This is a genomic window from Rhizobium sp. SL42, assembly GCF_021729845.1.
Taxonomy (GTDB): domain Bacteria; phylum Pseudomonadota; class Alphaproteobacteria; order Rhizobiales; family Rhizobiaceae; genus Allorhizobium.
The window spans coordinates 3,351,796-3,372,651 of the sequence record NZ_CP063397.1; the positions used below are offsets into that span (position 1 = coordinate 3,351,796).

Genomic DNA, 20,856 nt, shown 5'->3' on the forward strand with positions numbered 1-20,856 from the left:
GATAGTCATTCGGAACGTGCTTGTCAGCCGCTTGTTCGCTAATAAGTTAGTTTCAGACGCTGCGGATCGCGTTCGCACCCGATTCGCCGGAATAGGCCGAACCAATTGGAGCTAACCATGGGCATGATGCCAAATCCGGATGCCGCACTGGACGACAAGGCGATGGTCGAAGCCGCCGAAAGGGCGCTTGCCGACATCGCCAATATCCGCGCCGAAGTCGGCAAGGTCATCTTCGGCCAGGAAAAGGTTGTCGAGAATACGCTCCTCGCCATCCTGTCCGGCGGCCATGCCCTGCTCGTCGGTGTGCCGGGCCTCGCAAAGACAAAGCTGGTCAATACGCTCGGCACCGTTCTTGGCCTCAACGGCAACCGCATCCAGTTCACCCCCGACCTGATGCCCTCCGACATCCTCGGCACGGAAGTCATGGACCAGGACGAGAACGGCCGTCGCTCCTTCCGCTTCGTCAAGGGACCGGTATTCGCCCAGTTGCTGATGGCAGACGAGATCAATCGCGCCAGCCCGCGCACCCAGTCGGCCCTGCTGCAGTCGATGCAGGAATATCACGTGACCATTGCCGGCCAGGAATATCCGCTGCCGGCGCCCTTCCACGTTCTGGCCACCCAGAATCCGCTGGAGCAGGAGGGTACCTATCCCCTACCGGAAGCTCAGCTCGACCGCTTCCTCCTGCAGGTCGATGTCCTCTATCCGGAGCTTGCCGCCGAGCGTCAGATCCTGCTGGAGACTACAGGCGTCAGCGAAAACCGCGCCGCCAGCGTCGTCGATAGCGCGCGACTGCTGGAAATCCAGAAGCTCATCCGCCAGATGCCGGTGTCCGATACTGTCGTCGATGCCATCCTGTCCCTGGTGCGCTCAGCTCGCCCGGGCCACGGCAATACGGAAACCGACAAGAACGTTGCCTGGGGGCCGGGTCCGCGCGCCGGCCAGTCCTTGATGCTCTGCGCCCGCGCCCGCGCCCTCTATGAAGGCCGCCTCGCCCCGTCCATCGATGACGTACATGCGCTGGCGGAGCCGGTGCTCGAACACCGCATGGCGTTGACATTCGCCGCCCGCGCCGAGGGCATGACGGTGCGCGACGTGATCGACGGCCTCGTCAAAAGCCTTCGGGCATAAGGAGGCATCGCCAAGGTGGCATCGATCGGCCAGATCGTCGAGCAGACCCCAGGCAGCGAAGTGCTGAAACGCGCGCGCCAGCGTGCCGTTCTGGTGCCCGATTGCATGGTCGAGGCAAAACGCATCGCCAACACGGTAATTGCCGGCTGGCATGGTCGCCGCAAACGCGGCATCGGCGAAAACTTCTGGCAGTTCCGGCCGTATTCCGACGGTGAGAGCTTCGCCCGTATCGACTGGCGCCGCTCGGCCCGCGACGACCATACCTATATCCGTGACCGCGAATGGGAAGCCGCCCATACCGTCTGGCTCTGGGCCGACATGTCGCCGTCGATGATGTACAAGTCGAGCTTTGCCTCGGTGTCCAAGGAAAGCAGGGCCGTCGTCCTGATGCTCGCTTTAGCCGAGATCCTGGCGCGCTCCGGCGAGCGCATCGGATGTCCGGGCATCATGGAGCCGATTTCCGCCCGCAATGCCGCCGAACGCCTGGCGACCGCAATCATGCACGCACCGCTGACCAGCGGCTTGCCCGACACCCGCATGATCCGCGGTGCCAGCGACATCGTCCTGATCGGCGACTTCCTCGATGACGCAGACCGCGTCATGGAGCGCATCACACCGCTTGCCCGCCGCGGCCTGCGCGGCCATGTCGTCGAGATCGCCGATCCCGCCGAGGAAACCTTCCCCTATACCGGACGCACCGAATTCACCGATCCCGAAACCGGAGAAAAGCTGGTATCCGGCCGCGCCGAAAGCCTGGGCGAAGACTATCGCCGCGCCTATATCGCCCGCCGCGAAAGCATCAGCGACCAATTGCGCCGCATGGGCTGGAGCTTCGTTCACAACCGCACGGACCGGCTCGCTTCGGAGGCGCTGGTCGCCATCCACATGCATCTGTCGGGCATGACTCCTGCGGTGGCCCGGAGTGCCGGTCCATGAACGCCCTCCCGCTCGCCTTCGGCGCTCCCGCAATCCTGATGGCGCTTGCCGCCCTGCCGCTGATCTGGTGGCTGCTCAAGCTGACGCCGCCGCGTCCGAAGGCGGAAGTGTTTCCGCCGCTGAAGATCCTCGCCGGCGTGCTGAAGCGCGAGGAAACGCCATCGAAGAGCCCATGGTGGCTGACGCTGCTGCGCATGATGATCGCAGCGCTTGTCATCTTTGCGCTGGCCGATCCCGTGCTCAATCCGCGCAATGCCTCGCTGTCGTCCGATGGCCCGCTGGTGCTTGTCATCGACAACGGATGGGCGACAACCGCAGACTGGGATCGCCGTGTCGAAACGGCAACCGCCCTGATTGGTGACGCAGGCGAAGGCAGCATTCCGGTGTCGATCGTCTTCACCGCCGACCAGACGCATGACGCAGTACCCGGCACCTCCGCCGCCGCGCTGGAAAAGCTTGGCGCAGCGGCTCCCCGTCCTTTGCGCCCGGAAAGGACCCGCGCGATCGACGCCCTGCGCACGGCCCTGGCCGATCAGCGCGCCGGCACGCTGGCCTATGTTTCAGATGGTGTTGCCCTGCGTGATGACGATCCTTTTCTGGGCGATCTCGCATCTCTTTCACCGGTTGAGTTTCGCCTGATCGAGGGATCCGGTCTCGCAACAGTCGCCATCACCGGCGCCAACAACGGCGCCGATGCCTTGTCCGTCAGCCTCTCACGCCTGAAAGGCGCCGAGGCCCAGAGCCTGATCGTCGACGCGCAGGACCGCCAAGGCCGCATCATCGCCTCAGGCCCGGTCAGCTTCGCAGCCGGCGCGACCGAAGCCAGCGGCGATATCTCTGCACCTTTCGAATTGCGCAATGATTTCGCTCGCCTGTCGATATCAGGCATTGCCAGCGCTGGCGCCACCCATCTGCTCGATGACGGCTTCCGCCGCCGCAAGGTGGCACTGATTTCCGGTGACAGTGGCGACGGCTTCCAGCCGCTTCTTTCCCCGCTTTATTATATCGAGCGCGCACTCGGCCCCTATGCCGATCTGGTCAAGCCGGGCATGACCGACCTTGCGGTCTCGATCCCGGAAATCCTCAAACAGAACCCCTCTGCCATCGTGCTCGCCGATGTCGGGCGCCTGCCGGCCGATGTCTATGAACCCATCGAGCGGTGGATTGCCCGCGGTGGCACACTCATCCGCTTTGCCGGAGCACGCCTGGCCGCGGCACCGAGCGGCGATCCGCTCGTGCCGGTGATCCTGCGCCAGGGCGAGCGAGCCCTCGGCGGCGCCCTGTCCTGGGCCGAACCGCAACCACTCGCAGACTTCCCCAGCTTCGGCCCCTTTGCCGGCATGGCGCAGGCAGACGGCATCCTGGTCAAACGACAGGTTCTGGCCGAGCCAACCCCCGACCTTGCCGAACGCACCTGGGCAAGCCTTGCCGATGGCACACCGCTGGTCACAGTCAAGGAAAGCGGCGCCGGCCGCGTCGTGCTCTTCCATATCAGCGCCGAGGCAACCTGGTCGGATCTGCCGATTTCCGGCACTTTCGTCGAAATGCTGCGTCGGATCGTGCAATTGACCCGCGTCGGCGCCGCAGAAGCCCAGCCCGGCCAGGCGACCGCCCCGACGCTTGCGCCGTACCGCCTGCTGACCGAGCGCGGTGCACTGACCGCCGACGCCGGTAATGCAAAGCCGCTCGATCTCGGCCCGGCGCGACCTGAGGCCGCGACTTTCGACAACCCGCCCGGTCTTTATGGGACCGAGGACGGTTTTGTCGCCCTCAACCTTCTGCCTGCCGACGCGACGATCAGGCCGCTCCCAGGGTCGGCCGGGTTGACCGTGACGCGCGAGCCCATGGCGGGCACGCAGGCAACACTGCTGAAACCCAGTCTTCTGATTACCGCCTTCCTGCTGCTGGTGATCGACAGCTTTGTCGTCCTGTTCATGGGCGGGGCATTCTCGCGTATGCCGCGCCGCGCCGCACCATCTGCGACAATCGCCGCCTTTGCCGCTATGCTGCTCTTTGCCCCCGTGTCGTTGCGACAATCGGAAGCCGCCGATGCCAAGCCCGGCGACGAGCAGATCCTCGCAAGGCTGGACAATACCCATCTCGCCTACGTCGTCACCGGCGAAAGCGATGTCGACCGGCTGTCCGAACAGGGTCTTGCCGGCCTCACCGACTTCCTCACCTATCGCACCACGCTCGAACCGGAGCCTCCGGTCGGCGTCGACATCGCCAAGGATGAACTGTCCTTCTACCCGATCATCTTCTGGCCGATCTCGGCTACGGCTCCAATGCCGTCGGCTGCGGCCATCAGCCGGATCGATGCCTATATGCGTGCGGGAGGCACTGTACTCTTCGATACGCGCGACCAGTTTTCATCATTGGGTGACGAATCCGGCCCGAGTGCCAATGGCGAGCGGCTGCAGGCCATTCTTGCCAATATCGACATTCCGCCGCTCGAGCCCGTGCCCTCCGACCATGTGTTGACCAGGTCCTTTTATTTACTGAATGGCTTTCCCGGCCGCTACAATGGCAGTCCGCTCTGGGTCGAAGCGCGCCAGGAGGCGCAGTCGTCATCTAGCGGCGTTGCCTCGTCCGGCGACGGCGTCACCCCGATCATGATCACTGCCAATGACATGCTCGGCGCCTGGGCAATCGACACCAACGGCGCCAGCGTCATGCCCATGGTTCCGGCTGACGAATTGCAGCGCGAAATGTCCTTCCGCTCCGGCGTCAACATCATGATGTATATGCTGACCGGCAACTACAAGGCCGATCAGGTGCATGTGCCGGCCCTGCTCGAACGGCTGGGGCAATGACATGACAATCGAGTTCGCCCCCTTCATCCCCTGGCTTGCCATCGGCGTGCTCGCCGTCCTGGCTCTGGCGCTGTCAATCCTTGGCATGGTCCGCCATGTTCGTGGTACGCTTATCCGCTTTGCCGCGTCGGCGGCCGTGCTGGCAGCGCTCGCCAACCCGTTGCTGATGCAGGAAGACCGTGAAGCGCTCAGCACCGTCGTGCCCGTGATCGTCGACCGCAGCCAGAGCCAGCAGATCGCCGGACGAGCCGAGCAGACCGACCGGGCGCTTGAAGGCCTGCGCGACCGTCTGTCCCGTTTCGGCAATATAGAACCGCGCATCGTCGAGGTGACTGATCCGGCGACATCCGACGCCCCCTCGACCAAGCTCTTCGAAGCGCTGAATGCCGCAATCACGGATATACCGCCTGCCCGTATCGGCGGGGCGATCTTCCTCACGGACGGTCAGGTGCATGACATCCCCGGCGAGAACCAGCCCCTGCCCTTCAATGCGCCGGTCCACGGCCTCGTCACCGGCAAGGCCGACGAGTTCGACCGCCGCATCGAGATCCTGCGCGCCCCGCGCTTCGGCATCGTCAACGAGGAACAGGAACTGACCTTCCGCGTCTTTGATGACGGCAAGGCGTCCGACCAGCCGGCCGACGTGGCCGTCAAGATGAACGGCGAGGATATCGGCACACTGACTGCAGTCCCGGGCAACGAGACGCCGTTCGCCTTCAAGGTTCCGCGCGGCGGCAACAACGTGCTGGAATTCTCGGTCGCCGGCACACCGGGCGAAGTCACCGACGTCAACAACCGCGCCATCCATCTGATCGAGGGCATCCGCGAAAACCTGCGCGTATTGCTGGTGTCCGGCGAGCCACACGCCGGCGAGCGCGCCTGGCGCAACCTGTTGAAATCCGACGCTTCGGTGGATCTGGTGCATTTCACCATCCTGCGCCCGCCGGAAAAACAGGATGGCACCCCGATCAACGAACTGTCGCTGATCGCATTTCCGACCCGCGAACTCTTCGTCGAGAAGATCAACGATTTCGACCTGATCATCTTCGACCGCTACCAGCATCGCGGCGTTCTGCCGATCCTCTACTACGACTACATTGCCGAATATGTCCGCAATGGCGGCGCCCTGCTGATTGCCGCGGGTCCCGAACATGCCGGCGAGGATTCGATCGCGCTGACTCCGCTCGCCACCGTCCTGCCTGCCTCCCCAACCGGCGACGTCCACCAGGCCGGTTTCTATCCGCGCCTGTCCGAACAGGGCAAGCGCCATCCGGTCACCCGCGGCCTTGACGGCTCAGCGGTCGAACCGCCGCAATGGGGCCGCTGGTTCCGCAGCGTCGATGTCGGCCAGACGACCGGCGAAACCGTGATGACCGCCGACGACGGCCGCCCGCTGCTGGTGCTCAACCGGGCCAATGAAGGTCGGGTCGCCATGTTGCTGTCGGACCAGGGCTGGCTTTGGGCACGCGGCTTCGAAGGCGGTGGCCCGCATGTCTCGCTCTATCGCCGCATCGCCCACTGGCTGATGAAGGAGCCGGAACTCGAGGAAGAGGCGTTGAAGGCGCGCGCCACCGGCCGCACCATGGAGGTCACGCGCCAGACCATTGGCGACGCGCCGGGTCCGGCCACCATCACCACGCCCTCCGGCCAAACTGAAAGCTTGAATCTGACCGAGATCCAGCCAGGCCTCTATCGCGGCGAACGCCGGATGACCGAGACCGGCCTGTTCACCGTGACCAATGGCGACTTCTCGACACTGGTGCATGTCGGTGCCGTCGATTCACCCGAGTTCCGCGCCATGGTCTCGACCACGGATACGCTTGCCGGCGTGACCGGTAAAAGCCGCGGTCTGCTCGCCCGGCTCGATGATGGTGAAGGTGGATTGCGTATCCCCGATATTCTGCCGGTGCGTGGCGATATCCGCACCGCCGACAACCGCCGCCTCATGATCCGGCTGACCGACGAAACGGTGCTCAAGGGCGTCAATACGCTGCCACTGTTTGCAGGCTTTGCCGGGCTTGGCATCCTGCTGCTGGCCGTGTCTGCCATGTGGTGGCGCGAGGGGCGCTGAACGGATGGACGAACTGGAGCTGTCCGACAGCGTTCCGGCTGATGCCGAGGCCACGATATTGGCCAGTCTCAAGGCGCATAACGACGCCATGCTCGGCAAGACGGACCGCAGGAACCTGTTCATTCCATTGACCGACGACCACGGTCATATCGACGGCGGCCTCGTCGGCTATACTGGCCGTGGCTGGTTGTATGTGGAAATGCTCTTTGTCCCCGAGCGTCTGCGGCGACAGGGCATCGCCGGCAAGCTGTTGCAATGCGCAGAGCACAAAGCGCGCGCCCGGGGCTGTATCGGCGCCTATATCGACACGATCAATCCCGACGCCCGCCGCGCCTACGAGCGGCAAGGCTACGAGGTTTTCGGCCGGATCGACGACTTCACCAGGGGTTTCGATATCTGCTGGATGATCAAGCGGTTCTGAATTGAGATCAAGGCTGGCTCCGCGCCTGCGCAGCCTCGAAATAACGCTTCGTGATCCGGTGCTTATGCCACTTTGTTATATTGATCAGATGGTGCGACAGGACGCTCCGGATACTGGCAAAAAGCGAGGGCGTGGCGCAAAAACCGGCCCATGCAGTGCCGGCCAGTTCAGTCTTGTAGAACCGGTGGGCATCACGATGCATCCATTGCACCCGCGCATGCCAGGGCTTTTTAGGGCCGGTGAAATGCAGGATTGCCGGGCGCGGGACGAAGGCAAGAATACCCGTCTGCGCATTCCACCTCGGATCAAGAGGCAGCCACTGATGCTCGGTAACCACGTTCAACGCATCCTGATCGGGGCAGTCGTAGCGATTGGAATCTCGCAAGAACAGCTCCCGCGCATCCTTCAGGAAGTTTCGCCTTGCAAGTCCAACCCAATCAATCAGCAGAACGCCGGAATTGAAGTAGCGGCTTTCCGCTGCCATCCCGATCTGCGCGAGGCGCACGCCCATATTGCGCGGAAAGGCCATCAGGAAATCGTCGACAGCCGCCAATGGCTTGCCGTGAAGATCAATATCGAAAAGACCATCGAGCGCTGACACCACGAGCGTATCAGCGTCCAGATACAACAGGCGACCGATGTCAGAGGGCAGTTGCTCGTCCATGTAGAGCCTGGCGATCGCCGAAGCCGGCCATCGGCCCAGCGCCTGTCGCTCGAAGGAAGGCGACACGAAATCAACCACTTCGATGTCGAACCCGTGCATCTGGGCGAAAGTCTTGATCTGCCCGCGACTGCTATCGTCCAAGTCGATGGCAAGCAGGAAAAAGCGCACCGATAGTCGCTCAACATGCCGTTTTGCCGACAACAGTGCGCAGCACGCAGCCGGCAGCATGCGCGTGTCCGAGCAGGTGATGACACCATGGGACGCAGTCTCCCCATGAGACGGGACAGCAGGCATGTCGGAACCTCACCCAAGTTTCGGTTTGTCGCCGGGGATCAGCTCCCGACCTTCTGCAGACGTTCGCTCGTCTCCCATGACCCCTTTGAGCTGTCAAGCTGGGCGGATTCCACCGAACCTACAGCCTTCGCCGCGCGCCATTCGATGGCACCCCTCAGCCGTGCGTGCACGTCGGTGCCGATCGGCACGACCAACACCCGGTTGGCATCGACGGGGCCCGGAAATTCCAGGGCCTTGTAGCTGACCTTCTCGAATCCCAGCGGCATGTAATAGGGCGGGTCGCCGACGAGGATCACGGCTTCAGAGCCCTTGCGCCGGGCGGCCTCGATGGCAATCCGGACCAGTTCCCGGCCAATACCCATGCTCTTGTGCGACGGCCTGACTGCAAGCGGTCCGAGCAGATGGCCTTTGACCGAACCGGCCATCACCGGGGTCATGCGCACCGACGCAATCGTTTCGCCATGATCGGCACAGATGAACGACAAAGACCGGTCATGCGGCCCCTGCTCGCGAATGCGCGCAGCAGCCCTTGTGTGCCGGCCAGGGCCAAAAGCTTCTTCGTTGATGAGTTCGATGGCAGCGTCGTGCGACGCATCCTCGGTGAGGTAGATAAGCCCAGAAATGTTCATGGATGACCGAAACCCGCAGATAGACAGCAACAATGTTCGCGATGACGCCTCGTGGCGTTCGTGAGCATCAGCGTCGTCGCAGGGTCCGTACTACAGTCATCGGGGGCTTTCTCATTTCTTGCGGAATGTCCGATAGCAGCAAAACTATTTTGCGTCCAATGGAAAAACGCAGTGTTCAATCATACTGCCCTCGCAATCTGTGCGAGACGCCGTATTTTCCCAACAGCTGAAGAAACAAGGATATCACCCATGGGCATGCTGGTAGATGGCGTCTGGCAGGACGTTTGGTACGACACGAAATCGACCTCCGGCCATTTCAAACGCGGCACATCGACATTCCGCAACTGGGTTACCGCCGACGGCTCGGCAGGTCCGACGGGCACTGGCGGCTTCAAGGCTGAAGCCGGCCGTTACCATCTCTATGTCTCTTACGCCTGTCCCTGGGCGCACCGCACCCTTATTTTCCGCAGGCTGAAGAAGCTTGCAGACCTGATCAGCGTTTCAGTCGTCGATCCGCTGATGTTGTCGAACGGCTGGGAGTTTCACGACCGCGACGGTGCGACCGCCGACCACCTGTTCGGCGCCGATTTCCTCTGGCAGGTTTACACTCGCGCCGACCCCAAGTTCAGCGGCCGCGTCACGGTCCCGGTTCTCTGGGACAAGCAAACGAACACGATCGTGTCGAACGAATCCGCCGATATCATCCGCATGTTCAACAAGGCTTTCGACCACTTGACCGGCTCGACCCTGAACCTGCATCCGTCGGACCTCTACGAGGAGATCGATACGGTCAATGCCCGTGTCTACGACAACGTCAACAACGGCGTCTACAAGGCAGGCTTTGCCACCACCCAGGAAGCCTACGAAAGCGCAGTCTATCCGCTGTTTGAAACACTGGACTGGCTGGAGCAGCGTCTGACCGGCCAGCGCTATCTGTTCGGCAAGCGTATGACAGAGGCCGACTGGCGCCTGTTCACCACGCTCGTGCGCTTTGACCCGGTCTATGTCGGCCATTTCAAATGCAATATTCGGCGCATCGCCGACTATCCGGCGCTCTATGCCTATCTGCGCGACCTCTACCAGACCCCTGGCGTCGCCGACACCGTCGAGATGCGCCATATCAAGCACCACTACTACCGCAGCCATCTGATGATAAACCCGACCGGCGTGGTTCCGGTCGGACCGGAACTGGATCTGGAGTTGCAGCACGGCCGGGAACAGCTGGCCGCGTGAGGTTTACCAATGGTGAGACGGCGGCACTTCGCCGCCAAGTTCCCCCAGCCGCCGCAGAGTGGCGGCAGTGGTGCCCTGCGGCAGGGCCAGCGGATCAAAGAATCGAGCCTCGACGATCTCGCGATCGGCAAGGCGCGGCGCGGTCTGGCGAACGTTCACACGGTAAAGCACGACATGGTCGCGCCGGCTGATGCTGCGATTGAAGTAAACGTGGAACAGGCTGGTTGGCCCGATGATTTCCAGATTGCCCTCTTCCCGCAATTCTTTCGCCAGGGCATCCATCACCGTTTCACCACGCTCCACGCCGCCACCTGGCAAATGCCAGCCCGGCACATAGGAGTGGCGCACGAGAAATACCCGCCCCGCTTCGTCGTAGCAGGCCGCGCGCACGCCAAGTGTCATGCCCCGGCTGAGGGCAAAATAGACATGCAGCAACCGCACGAGGAACTTCTTGGCCCGACCGGGAATTTCGGAGCTATCATCCGCTGGCGTCATTTTCCTTGCCCCTCAATGCCCGCGCCTTTAAGAGAGACGCCATGTTCAAGCTCGCGCATATTTCCGACGTCCATCTTGGCCCCTTGCCGAACCTGACGATCCGGGAACTCGCATCCAAGCGGATTACGGGCTATGTGAACTGGCACCGCAACCGGCGCAAGCACCTTTTCCCCAATGCCTTGGAGATGGTTCTCGAAAGCCTGCGCCAGCATCAGCCCGATCACCTGGCAATCACCGGCGATCTGGTCAATCTCGCCTCCCGGCTCGAGATCCGCCTCGTCGCGGAATGGCTTCAGCAGGCCGGCGCGCCCCTCGACACATCTGTCGTCCCCGGCAACCACGATGCCTATGTGCCCGGCGCGCATGACCGCTCCGTCCAGGCCTGGTACGATTATATTCGCGGCGACGACGATCCGCTGATCTGGCAGCACGATCACAAGATCTTTCCCTACATCCGCCGTCGCGGCCCGGTGGCGCTGATCGGGTGCTCCACCTCGATTGCCACCCCACCGTTTTCCGCCCAGGGTTATTTCAGCGGCCGCCAGGCGCGGGAAACAGCGCAGTTGCTGAAAGCTGCCGGCGAAGAGGGTCTGTTTCGCGTGGTGATGATCCATCACCCGCCGATCCGCGGCGCGGCCTCGCAGCACAAGCGGCTGATCGGCATCCGTCGCTTTGCCGCCGCCATCCGCACCGGCGGCGCCGAACTGGTGCTACACGGCCATACCCATCTCAACACCCTGTATTGGCTTGATAATCACGGCCGCAAGGTTCCCGTCGTCGGCATCGCGTCGGCGAGCCAGGGCCCGGGCGGCAAGAAGCCAGCCGCGGGCTACAATCTCTTTTCCGTCGAGGGAACGGCCGGAAACTGGCAGGTCGAGTGGGAACGCTACCGGATCGACAGCGACAATGCACCGCTTGCGCTCGATCACCGAGAGATGCTGATCGGCGGCTGACCGCCGCTTGTGATGCAAGGTCATGCTCGGGACAGGCCCGAGCACGATGACTGAATGCGATCACGGGACCACTTCCATGGCCCCGCAATGACACGGGCCTATTTCTGTTCCGCCAGCACGCGGTTGGCGGCCGATACGATCGCCTCCAGTGAAGCGGTGACGATGTTGGTGTTGATCCCCACGCCAAACAGCTTGCCGCCGGCATGCGCCATCTCGACATAGGCAATGGCCGCCGCATTTGACCCGTGCTGCAACGAATGCTCTGAATAGTCTTCAACCGAGAGATCGATGCCCAGATAGGTCGACAACGCATTGACGAAACCATCGATCGGCCCGGTGCCCTTGCCCTCGATGCGCCTGGTTTCGCCGCCATCGGTGATCTCGGCGGCCACGACACGGATACCCTTCTGATCGGAACCCGCCGGATAGGTATGGTGGTCGACGAACTTGATCCGAGCCTTGGGCTGATCGACATAGCGTTCGATGAAGCGTGCATGTATCCGCTTCGATGGCAGTTCGATGCCCTCTTCATCCGTGATGCGCTGGATGTCCTCGCGGAACTCGACCTGCAGGTTGCGCGGCAGGTTGATACCGTAGTCTTCCTGCAGGATATAGGCGATGCCGCCCTTGCCCGATTGCGAGTTGATGCGGATGATCGCCTCGTAGGAACGGCCTACATCCTGCGGATCGATAGGCAGATACGGCACTTCCCAGACCGGGTGATTGGCGACCTTGATCGCCTTCATGCCCTTGTTGATCGCGTCCTGGTGCGATCCTGAAAATGCGGTATAGACCAGTTCGCCGACGTAAGGATGGCGCTCGGGAATGGTCATCTCGTTGGAATATTCGTAGACCGCCTTGATCCGCTCGATATCCGAGCAGTCGAGTTTCGGGTCGACGCCCTGGGTAAACATGTTCAGCGCCAGCGTCACGACATCCACATTGCCCGTACGCTCGCCATTGCCGAACAACGTGCCTTCGACGCGGTCGGCGCCGGCCATCAGCCCCAGTTCGGTGGCAGCAATACCCGTGCCACGGTCGTTGTGGGGATGCAGGGAGATGATGCAGTTCTCGCGATTGTCGATATTGCGGCACATCCATTCGATCTGGTCCGCATAGATGTTGGGCGTCGCCATCTCGACAGTCGAAGGCAGGTTGAGGATCAGCTTGTTGTCCGGCGTCGGCTTGATGATCTCGACCACGGCATTGCAGATCTCCAGCGCCACTTCCAGCTCGGTGCCGGTAAAGCTTTCCGGGGAATATTCGAAGCGGAAACCGCCATTGTCCTTGCTTGCGGCTTTCGCCGCCATGTCGGTGATCATCTTGGCCGCATCCACGGCAATCTGCTTGATCCCCTGAACATCCTTGCCGAACACCACGCGGCGCTGCAATTCGGATGTCGAATTGTAGAAGTGGATGATCGGCCTCTTGGCACCGTCCAGTGCTTCGAACGTGCGGGTGATCAGTTCCGGCCGGCACTGGACCAGCACCTGCAAGGAAACATCATCGGCCACATTGCCTTCCTCGACACACCACCGGGCAAAATCGAAGTCGGTTTGAGACGCGGACGGAAAACCGATCTCGATCTCCTTGAAGCCCATGTCGAGCAGCAACTGGAACATCCGCGCCTTGCGGTCATGGCCCATCGGATTGACCAGCGACTGATTGCCGTCGCGCAGGTCGACCGAGCACCAGATCGGAGCCTTGTCGATAACCTTGGACGGCCATGTGCGGTCAGGAATCTGGATCGGCGGATAGGCGCGGTACTTCTCGCTCGCGTCCGGCATGCCATTTTTCACGGTCTGGGATTTCATGATCATCGTCTTCATCTCTGCTCTTCGCACTCCCCCGGCTCATAGCGCAACTGCAGGCGCTTGGCGACGGGTGAGCGGCCCTGCTAGGGCAAATCTCGCTACAAGTTTGGATTTTCGAGGAGCAATCGCCAAACGGCTAACCCGGCCGCCGGGCGCTCCTCAATGGACCCGGCAACCGCGGATAAGGCCGAGAAGAAGAAGCGAGTTTGGCACCGACGCAGCAAAGCCGACCGCGCTGTGCGTGGCCTTCATATGCTGGGACATGATTGTCAAAGAGATGCTCATGGCCAGAGTGATAGCGTGCAGGAATGAATCGCGCAAGAGCGTTATTCGCCGGCAAAAGCCGGGGGCATGGAGGAAATCGATCCGATTATTGCCGTTGAGGTCGTGCTTCCGCGGTTGGCAGTCGAAGTCTGCGCACCGACATGACTTTAAGATATGCGTCCTTCCCCTATGAGATTTTTGGCCTGGCCAGCTTCGCCAACCCCAGCATCAGCACACCGGCTATAAGCCCCCAGAATGCCCCGGATATCCCGAGGATGGAGATACCGGACGCGGTAATCAAAAACGTCAGCGCTGCTGCCTCTCGCGTTTCCACATCCTTGAATGCGGCAACCGCAGAGCCTGAAAAAGCGCCGATAAGTGCAAGCCCCGCCACCGACTGAATGAGAACCGGTGGCGCGAGCGCCACGAACGAGGTCACGGCACCGGCCGCCAATCCCAACAGAATGTAGCCGATACCGCCGATGATTGCCGCCCAATAGCGTCGCGCCGGATCTGGATGTGCATCCTCACCGGCAGCCATCGCCGCCGTGATCGCCGCAAGGTTGACCGCATGACCGCCGAAGGGGGCCGACAGGAACGAGAAGAGACCCGTCACGGCGAACATCGGGCCGGGCTTCGGCTCATAGTGATTGACCTTGAGGATGGCAATTCCCGGGATGTTCTGCGAGGCCATGGTCACGATGAACAGCGGCAGCGCGATCGAAACGAGTGCCGACAGGGTGAAGACCGGCATGACGAACTCGATCGGCGGCGCGAGGGATTGCGTCCAACTGGCCATCGCTCCTTCCGGCAATTCGACACCGAACACGATGACCGCAACGAAGGTCAGCAATGCGGCCGGTACCGCATACAGGCGCTTGAACGCAGCAACCACTGCCCAGACGATCAGGATCGGTAGGCCGAGCCGGGCATCGAAGGCAACAGCCTTGAACGGCGCAAAGCACAGGTTGATGATGACCCCGGCCAGCATGGCATTGGCGAGGGGCGCCGGTATCGCGGCAACCGCCCTGCCGAAGGGGCGGAATAGGCCGGCCAGCACGATGAGGGCGGCGCAGACGAAAAACGCGCCGACCGCAGCCGGAAATCCACCGAGCGGAATGCCCGCCGTCGCCATCAGTGCCGCCCCCGGCGTCGACCAGGCAACAGAAACCGGCAACCTGGTCCAGACACTGAGGACGATGCCGCAAAGCCCCATGGAGATCGACAGGGCCATAAGGCCGGACGCCGCCTCATAGTCCGTCGCGCCAACGCCTTTCAACCCCTGAAGAACCACGGCGAAGGAACTGGCAAAGCCGACAAAGGCGATCAGCACGCCCATGAAGGCGCTCTGGGGGGAAAAGTCTTTCAGCATGGCCCAAGCCTTGTTTGGACGGGAGAACAATGCCTATCGAACATCAAAATGACCGCGCCTTGGCAAGGCACGAATGGCGAAAACGGGTACGTTTAAGTCATTCGGCCGTATGCAATGGCGACGCCCGGCCCCGCATCGACATCTCGGCACAAAAAAATGCCCCCGCCGGTCTCCGGCAGGGGCTCTTCAATTCACAAGGCTTCGAAAACGCTCAGCCGATGTCGGCGTGGCTTTCGATGATCTTGCCGACCAGGCCGTACTGCACGGCATCCTCGGCCGCCAGCCAGTAGTCGCGGTCGATGTCCTTGGCGATCTTTTCTTCCGTCTGGCCGGTGGCCTTGGAATAGATCTTGATCAGGCGCTGGTTCATCTTGATGATTTCGCGTGCCTGGATCTCGATGTCGGAGGCCATACCGCGTGTGCCGCCCGACGGCTGATGCATCAGAAAGCGTGTGTTCGGCAGAGCAAGGCGACGTTCCTTCGGCACGGCCACGAAGATCAGCGAGCCGGCGGACGCAGCCCAACCGGTGGCGATGATCCAGACCTTCGGCTTGATGAACTTGATCATGTCGTGGATCGCGTCACCCGCTTCGACATGGCCGCCAGGCGAGCAGACGAAGACGCGGATGTCATCGTCGGAGGCTGCAGCCAGCGCGACAAGCTGGGTGCAGACCTTCTGCGCCAACTCCATGGTGATGCCGCCATAGATGAAGATCGACCGCGACTTGAAAAGGTTCGCTTCCGTTTCCTTGCCGATCGGCAGTTCCTTGCTCTTGTCGTCTTCGTCTTCGTTCATCCGGCAATTCTCCACTTGCGTTTAGCTCACCCGCACATAGTGCGTCTCATGTCGTAAGACAATGCGGGAAAAAGACAAGCATGGAAGCGGTGAACAGGAGGTTAGCCCAAGGGAGAAACACCGCCATCCTTAAAAACCCGAAGCGGCCCAGCGTTCAAGACACCGGCCATTAACGGTCCCCGCTTTATAAGCTGGCAGGAAGGAACGATTATGGCCACACGGATAAGACTGGCAGAGATCATCGAGGCGCTGAGCCATGCTCTGGATCTGACCGAAGGCCAGCCGCCCGGCCATTGCATCCGCTGCTGCTATATCGGCACCGCAATTGGCGAGAGACTCGGTCTGACCGAGGACCTGCTGCGCGACCTCTATTATACACTGATGCTCAAGGATCTCGGTTGCTCATCCAATGCCGCCAGGATCTGCGAGCTCTATCTCGCCGACGACCTGAAGTTCAAGCATGACTTCAAGCTGGTCGACGGCTCTTTCCCGCAGATACTGCGCTTCGTCCTGTCCCATACCGGCATGCAGGCTGGCCTTGCCGAACGGTTCCGCGGCCTGCTCAACATCGTCAAGAACGGCGCGGAAATCTCCCAAAGCCTGATCCGCACCCGCTGCGAGCGCGGCGCCGAAATCGCCCGGCAGATGCGCTTTTCCGAAAACGTCGCGCAAGGCATTCTCGATCTCGACGAACATTTCAACGGCGGCGGCCAGCCCGCCGGCCTCAAGGGCGACGAGATCCACCTCTTTGCCCGCATTGCGTTGCTTGCCCAGGTCGCCGATGTCTTCTTCGTCAATGAAGGCGCCGAAGCCGCCATTGCCGAAGTCAACAAGCGCGCCGGCAGCTGGTTCGATCCACATCTGGTGGACGTCTTCAAGACCGTGGCAACACCGGTTTTTTGGGCCGAACTCGGCGCTGACAACCTCGAACGCTTCGTTCTCGCCCGCGAACCCGGACGGCAGGCGATCATGGCCGACGAGGATTATCTCGACGACATCGCGGCCGGCTTTGCCCATGTCATCGACGCCAAAAGTCCCTACACGTCCGGCCATAGCGACCGCGTTGCCCTATTCACCGACATGATCGCCGAAGAGATGGGCATGGCAACGCCTGAACGCCGGCGGCTGAAACGCGCAGCCCTGCTGCATGACATCGGCAAGCTCGGCGTCTCCAACAGCGTGCTCGACAAGCCCGGCCGCCTGGAAGGCGAGGAATGGGAGCAGATGAAGCGCCATGCCGAGTTTTCGGAAACGATCCTGTCGCGCATAAGCGTCTTTGCCGACCTCGCCCTGATCGGCGGCGCCCATCACGAAAAACTCGACGGGTCGGGCTATCCGCGCGGCCTGCGAGGCGATCAGATCAGCTTCGAGACCCGCATCGTATCGACTGCCGATGTCTTCGATGCACTCACCGCCGACCGCCCCTATCGCGCCGCCATCCCGGTCGCCACGGCACTGGCCATCCTCTGGGAAGGCGCCGGCAAGAGCCATGATCCGGCCTGTATCGAGGCGCTGGAACGGGCATTGACCCGCGCTGAACTCAAGGCGGCTTGAGGGGGCAACTGACGCCGCTGGCCATAGTGCCAGCTCGCCCCCCTCTGCCCTGCCGGGCATCTCCCCCCACAGGTGGGGAGATCCGCAAGACGCGGCACCTCGCCCAGACGGAAAAGCCGCATTGAAAACAATGCTATGCTGTCTAATCAGAACCGCCAGCCGGGCTTTTGCCGAAATCGTTTCAGCGCTTTCAACGTCATCAGGTCAGGCGAGCGCGGCCCGCGATTCGATCTCCCCACCTGTGGGGGAGATGCCCGGCAGGGCAGAGAGGGGCGAGCTTGCGCAAATGACACCCGATCCCCTCATATCAACTGCATCCAAACCTACCGCGCAATGCGCGTCGACAGGATGATCGACGACAGCGTGCGCTCCACCCCTGATACCTCACCGATCCGGTCGATCAGCCGATCGAGTTCGGCGATCGACGGGGCGGCGACGATGGCGATCAGGTCATAGGGACCGTTGACCGAATACAACGCGGTGACGTCGCGAATGGCATTCAGGTCCGCCGTCACCTGGGCCAGCGCCTTGGGCGCCATCGTGATCATCACATGCGCCCGGATCAGCCCGCTCGCATAGGCTTCCGACAGCCTCAGCGCATAGCCGGCGATCACGCCCTGCTCTTCGAGCCGCTCGAGCCGAGCCTGCACGGTGGTGCGCGACAGGCCCAATCGCCGCGCCAGTTCCGCCACCGGCATGCGGGCATTCTCCGCCAGCAATGACAAAAGCGCGCGATCCTTGTCGGTTACCTGCATTATGCCTGTCCATGTCGTCGTTTCGTAGCAAATGATACGTTGTTTTACACTTTACGTCACTTGGAATCGACAAGTGACCCGCTCAAACTGAATGCCACTAATTGCAATCGGCCGGCATTCTGACCGGCCCATATATCCATAAGGGCAGAACCATGAAAAACGTCGTCATCATCGGAGCCGGCAAGATCGGCGGCGCGATTGCCCGCATGCTGGCCGAAACCGGCGACTATCAGGTGACCGTGGCCGACCGCAGCGCCGACCAGCTCGCCAAGCTCGATGCCCATGCCGCCGTCAAGACCACCGTGGTCGACATCACCGACAGCGCAGCCCTCGATGCCCTGCTCGCCGAAAAATTCGCCGTCCTTTCGGCGGCCCCCTTCCACCTGACCGGCGCGATCGCCGAATCTGCCGCCCGCACCGGCACCCATTATCTCGACCTGACCGAAGACGTCGCCACCACCCGCAAGGTCGAGCAGATGGCGGTGAATGCCAAGTCGGCCTTCATCCCGCAATGCGGCCTCGCCCCCGGCTTCATCTCTATCGTCGCCCAGGACCTGACCAAACATTTTGACACGCTCGACAGCGTGCGCATGCGGGTCGGCGCCTTGCCGCAATATCCGTCCAACGCACTGAACTACAATCTGACCTGGTCGACCGACGGCCTGATCAACGAATATATCGAGCCCTGCGAAGCCGTCGTCGAAGGCAAGCTGACCGTTGTGCCGGCCATGGAAGAGCGCGAGGAATTCTCGCTCGACGGCGTCACCTACGAGGCCTTCAACACCTCGGGCGGCCTTGGAACGCTGGCCAAGACGCTTGAAGGCCGCGTGCGCACGATGAATTACCGCACCATCCGCTATCCCGGCCATCAGGCGATCATCAAGGCGCTGCTCAACGACTTCAACCTGAAGAACCGTCGCGACGTGCTGAAGGACCTGTTCGAAAACGCCCTGCCCGCCACCATGCAGGACGTCGTCGTCATCTTCGTCACCGTCTGCGGCTGGAAGGACGGTCGTTACCTGCAGGAAACCTACGCCAACAAGGTCTATGCCGGTGTGGTCGCGGGCAAGAAGATGAGCGCCATCCAGATCACCACGGCCGCCGGCATCTGCACCGTTCTCGACCTGCTCGCCGACGGCACGCTGCCTGCCAAGGGCTTCGTCCGCCAGGAAGAAATCGCCCTGCCCGCCTTCCTCGCCAACCGCTTCGGCCGCGTCTACGACCCCGAAGTCATGCGCGTCGCCAAGGTCGGCTAACCGCCTCCGGGGGGAGGAGCGGACCGCAAGGTCCCCGGACGGGGCGGTATAAGAAAAAAATGGAGGACCGCCCCGTCCACCTCGGTTGGAAGATAACGTGCTGAAGCACCGTTTAGGGCATACGCGGGCTAGGTGCCACGTTACGGGAGATAAATCCCCTACGATCCGATCGCACCGCCGCCCCCCTCATCCTGAAACAACCCTACGAAACACCTAGGCATGGGAAGGACCCGCGCGTGCCCGCCATTCGAGGCCGGATTTTGTCAGCAAACGTGGAAGGTTTCCCTTGGATCCTTTGAGACAAATCATCGCGGGCCAGCCCGGCGCCTTCTAGCGGCTTTGGTAAACGAGGCGGCCCAGGCCCGCATCAACATGCCGAAGTAATCGACGACTGCGCTTAACATCGAGATGACTTTTCCGACATGTTGGCCACAGCAAGATACAACATCACAGCCTCGGTAGCGTTGCGGCATGCGTTACACATTCTTGCTGTAGTTGATTTAATAAACTGGATATAATTTACTTATAGTCGCCTTAGATCAGGGGGATTTTTTATGGAGATCACTGGCGAAGCGATCAGACTCGACAATCAGATTTTTCCTACAAAGAACATCTCATCAGCACGCATGGTCGAAAAAGACATCAAGGTTCCTGAAAGCGATAAAGATTACACAAAACGAATGGTCAGAAACCTCGCTATCGGCGTGATATTAATGCTGGTAGGCATCGCAAACAAAGATCATGAGGACAATCAAGCCATATCCCTAGTGGGATTGATTTGTGGCGCGTATTTTATATTTTCCACCTGGAAGAGAAAGTTTTTTGATGCCAAACAATATGGGATAGAACTATTAAGTAACTCTGGCACCATGACGCTGTTTTGGTCCCGCGACCTGGAATTCATGACACAGGTGAGAGACGTTATATTCAAAGCTTTAACAACTAGCAGCACAACACTTCACTACAACGTCAACATAGACAACAAGAAGATATTTGACAATTCATTAAACATAACAGCCAAGTCAACCACAAACATCTATGATTACTCGATACGATTTACAAAGAACGAAGGAATATCGGACGAGCAATTGCAATTTTTGAATGGAGAATTCAACAACACCCTAAGGGAACTTGGAAAGGCCGCCGAAGCGAGCAGGAATACCGACCTAGAGGGTGAGCTGAAAAACCTGGTACAAATATTGCGGAGCAATAATCCCGAAAAAACAAAGATTCGAAACGCCTGGGCAAAAGTCAAAGGAGTCTGCGAAGTTTGGGAGACCGGCGAAGACGTGCAAAAAATCATCAGCACATTGGGAGCAGGTATCGCGACTATAATAACGATGTTCTCGTGATACGGCGCGAGCCGCTTGAGGGCGGGGACCATTTCTTGCCCGCCCGCCCTCAT

General features: G+C 61.1%; 17 protein-coding genes. 10 read left to right on the forward strand and 7 right to left on the reverse strand.

Annotated features, from left to right (window positions below; translation table 11 throughout):
• Nucleotides 1–117 precede the first annotated feature (117 nt).
• From IM739_RS15835 to IM739_RS15855, 5 genes are read left to right on the forward strand one after another with little or no spacing between them, the layout of a single operon-like run.
• Complete coding sequence (locus IM739_RS15835; RefSeq protein WP_237368654.1) at nucleotides 118–1,131, forward strand: AAA family ATPase; 1,014 nt, start codon at nucleotides 118–120, stop codon at nucleotides 1,129–1,131.
• A 15-nt stretch (nucleotides 1,132–1,146) separates the two neighbouring features.
• Nucleotides 1,147–2,067, forward strand: a complete 921-nt coding sequence (locus tag IM739_RS15840) for a DUF58 domain-containing protein (RefSeq protein WP_237368655.1) — start codon at nucleotides 1,147–1,149, stop codon at nucleotides 2,065–2,067.
• Nucleotides 2,064–4,880, forward strand: a complete 2,817-nt coding sequence (locus tag IM739_RS15845; protein ID WP_237368656.1) for a DUF4159 domain-containing protein — start codon at nucleotides 2,064–2,066, stop codon at nucleotides 4,878–4,880. Before IM739_RS15840 ends, IM739_RS15845 begins: the two co-directional genes overlap by 4 nt.
• 1 nt (nucleotide 4,881) lies before the next feature.
• Nucleotides 4,882–6,951 (forward strand): hypothetical protein, encoded by a 2,070-nt coding sequence (locus IM739_RS15850; protein WP_237368657.1) that lies wholly within the window; start codon nucleotides 4,882–4,884, stop codon nucleotides 6,949–6,951.
• A 4-nt stretch (nucleotides 6,952–6,955) separates the two neighbouring features.
• Complete coding sequence (locus IM739_RS15855) at nucleotides 6,956–7,372, forward strand: GNAT family N-acetyltransferase (protein WP_237368658.1); 417 nt, start codon at nucleotides 6,956–6,958, stop codon at nucleotides 7,370–7,372.
• Nucleotides 7,373–7,379: 7 nt separating this feature from the next.
• Here IM739_RS15855 and IM739_RS15860 read toward each other — a convergent pair whose 3' ends face one another.
• On the reverse strand, nucleotides 7,380–8,330 hold the full coding sequence (locus IM739_RS15860; RefSeq protein ID WP_336886393.1) for a glycosyltransferase family 8 protein: 951 nt from the start codon (nucleotides 8,328–8,330) through the stop codon (nucleotides 7,380–7,382).
• A gap of 38 nt (nucleotides 8,331–8,368) precedes the next feature.
• A complete protein-coding gene (locus IM739_RS15865; RefSeq protein ID WP_237368660.1) occupies nucleotides 8,369–8,959 on the reverse strand; it encodes a GNAT family N-acetyltransferase in 591 nt (196 codons plus the stop codon).
• 249 nt (nucleotides 8,960–9,208) lie between these two features.
• Between IM739_RS15865 and IM739_RS15870 the strand changes: the two genes are divergently transcribed.
• On the forward strand, nucleotides 9,209–10,192 hold the full coding sequence (locus IM739_RS15870; protein WP_237368661.1) for a glutathione S-transferase family protein: 984 nt from the start codon (nucleotides 9,209–9,211) through the stop codon (nucleotides 10,190–10,192).
• Nucleotides 10,193–10,195: 3 nt separating this feature from the next.
• On the opposite strand, the gene IM739_RS15875 is transcribed toward IM739_RS15870, so the two are convergent.
• A complete protein-coding gene (locus IM739_RS15875; protein WP_237368662.1) occupies nucleotides 10,196–10,687 on the reverse strand; it encodes an NUDIX domain-containing protein in 492 nt (163 codons plus the stop codon).
• Between the two features lie 41 nt (nucleotides 10,688–10,728).
• Here IM739_RS15875 and IM739_RS15880 point away from each other — a divergent pair, with 41 nt between their 5' ends.
• On the forward strand, nucleotides 10,729–11,640 hold the full coding sequence (locus IM739_RS15880; protein ID WP_237368663.1) for a metallophosphoesterase family protein: 912 nt from the start codon (nucleotides 10,729–10,731) through the stop codon (nucleotides 11,638–11,640).
• A 98-nt stretch (nucleotides 11,641–11,738) separates the two neighbouring features.
• Here the strand turns inward: IM739_RS15880 and leuA are convergent, their stop codons facing one another.
• The 3 genes from leuA to IM739_RS15895 form a co-directional block, all read right to left on the reverse strand.
• Nucleotides 11,739–13,460 carry a 2-isopropylmalate synthase gene (gene leuA, locus IM739_RS15885; RefSeq protein WP_237371091.1) on the reverse strand — a complete coding sequence of 574 codons (1,722 nt, stop codon included), beginning with the start codon at nucleotides 13,458–13,460 and terminating at the stop codon, nucleotides 11,739–11,741.
• 445 nt (nucleotides 13,461–13,905) lie between these two features.
• Complete coding sequence (locus IM739_RS15890; RefSeq protein WP_237368664.1) at nucleotides 13,906–15,090, reverse strand: benzoate/H(+) symporter BenE family transporter; 1,185 nt, start codon at nucleotides 15,088–15,090, stop codon at nucleotides 13,906–13,908.
• Nucleotides 15,091–15,301: 211 nt separating this feature from the next.
• Entirely contained in the window at nucleotides 15,302–15,886 is a 585-nt protein-coding gene (locus tag IM739_RS15895; protein WP_237368665.1) for an ATP-dependent Clp protease proteolytic subunit, read from the reverse strand.
• Between the two features lie 210 nt (nucleotides 15,887–16,096).
• Between IM739_RS15895 and IM739_RS15900 the strand changes: the two genes are divergently transcribed.
• A complete protein-coding gene (locus IM739_RS15900) occupies nucleotides 16,097–17,440 on the forward strand; it encodes an HD-GYP domain-containing protein (protein ID WP_237368666.1) in 1,344 nt (447 codons plus the stop codon).
• Between the two features lie 323 nt (nucleotides 17,441–17,763).
• Here the strand turns inward: IM739_RS15900 and IM739_RS15905 are convergent, their stop codons facing one another.
• Nucleotides 17,764–18,195: an Lrp/AsnC family transcriptional regulator gene (locus IM739_RS15905; protein WP_237368667.1), complete on the reverse strand. Its 432-nt coding sequence runs from the start codon at nucleotides 18,193–18,195 to the stop codon at nucleotides 17,764–17,766.
• 152 nt (nucleotides 18,196–18,347) lie between these two features.
• Between IM739_RS15905 and IM739_RS15910 the strand changes: the two genes are divergently transcribed.
• A complete protein-coding gene (locus IM739_RS15910; protein WP_237368668.1) occupies nucleotides 18,348–19,451 on the forward strand; it encodes a saccharopine dehydrogenase family protein in 1,104 nt (367 codons plus the stop codon).
• A gap of 554 nt (nucleotides 19,452–20,005) precedes the next feature.
• A complete protein-coding gene (locus tag IM739_RS15915) occupies nucleotides 20,006–20,803 on the forward strand; it encodes a DUF6232 family protein (protein WP_237368669.1) in 798 nt (265 codons plus the stop codon).
• Nucleotides 20,804–20,856: the final 53 nt, after the last annotated feature.

Excerpts from the sequence above, each read along its gene's own strand:
- IM739_RS15875 (WP_237368662.1), bottom strand. The coding sequence starts at position 10,687 with ATGACGCCAGCGGATGATAGCTCCGAAATTCCCGGTCGGGCCAAGAAG.
- IM739_RS15910 (WP_237368668.1), top strand. The coding sequence starts at position 18,348 with ATGAAAAACGTCGTCATCATCGGAGCCGGCAAGATCGGCGGCGCGATT.
- leuA (WP_237371091.1), bottom strand. The coding sequence starts at position 13,460 with ATGATCATGAAATCCCAGACCGTGAAAAATGGCATGCCGGACGCGAGC.
- IM739_RS15850 (WP_237368657.1), top strand. The coding sequence starts at position 4,882 with ATGACAATCGAGTTCGCCCCCTTCATCCCCTGGCTTGCCATCGGCGTG.
- IM739_RS15845 (WP_237368656.1), top strand. The coding sequence starts at position 2,064 with ATGAACGCCCTCCCGCTCGCCTTCGGCGCTCCCGCAATCCTGATGGCG.
- IM739_RS15890 (WP_237368664.1), bottom strand. The coding sequence starts at position 15,090 with ATGCTGAAAGACTTTTCCCCCCAGAGCGCCTTCATGGGCGTGCTGATC.
- IM739_RS15870 (WP_237368661.1), top strand. The coding sequence starts at position 9,209 with ATGGGCATGCTGGTAGATGGCGTCTGGCAGGACGTTTGGTACGACACG.
- IM739_RS15860 (WP_336886393.1), bottom strand. The coding sequence starts at position 8,330 with ATGCCTGCTGTCCCGTCTCATGGGGAGACTGCGTCCCATGGTGTCATC.
- IM739_RS15895 (WP_237368665.1), bottom strand. The coding sequence starts at position 15,886 with ATGAACGAAGACGAAGACGACAAGAGCAAGGAACTGCCGATCGGCAAG.
- IM739_RS15835 (WP_237368654.1), top strand. The coding sequence starts at position 118 with ATGGGCATGATGCCAAATCCGGATGCCGCACTGGACGACAAGGCGATG.
- IM739_RS15865 (WP_237368660.1), bottom strand. The coding sequence starts at position 8,959 with ATGAACATTTCTGGGCTTATCTACCTCACCGAGGATGCGTCGCACGAC.
- IM739_RS15900 (WP_237368666.1), top strand. The coding sequence starts at position 16,097 with ATGGCCACACGGATAAGACTGGCAGAGATCATCGAGGCGCTGAGCCAT.
- IM739_RS15915 (WP_237368669.1), top strand. The coding sequence starts at position 20,006 with ATGGAGATCACTGGCGAAGCGATCAGACTCGACAATCAGATTTTTCCT.
- IM739_RS15905 (WP_237368667.1), bottom strand. The coding sequence starts at position 18,195 with ATGCAGGTAACCGACAAGGATCGCGCGCTTTTGTCATTGCTGGCGGAG.
- IM739_RS15855 (WP_237368658.1), top strand. The coding sequence starts at position 6,956 with ATGGACGAACTGGAGCTGTCCGACAGCGTTCCGGCTGATGCCGAGGCC.
- IM739_RS15880 (WP_237368663.1), top strand. The coding sequence starts at position 10,729 with ATGTTCAAGCTCGCGCATATTTCCGACGTCCATCTTGGCCCCTTGCCG.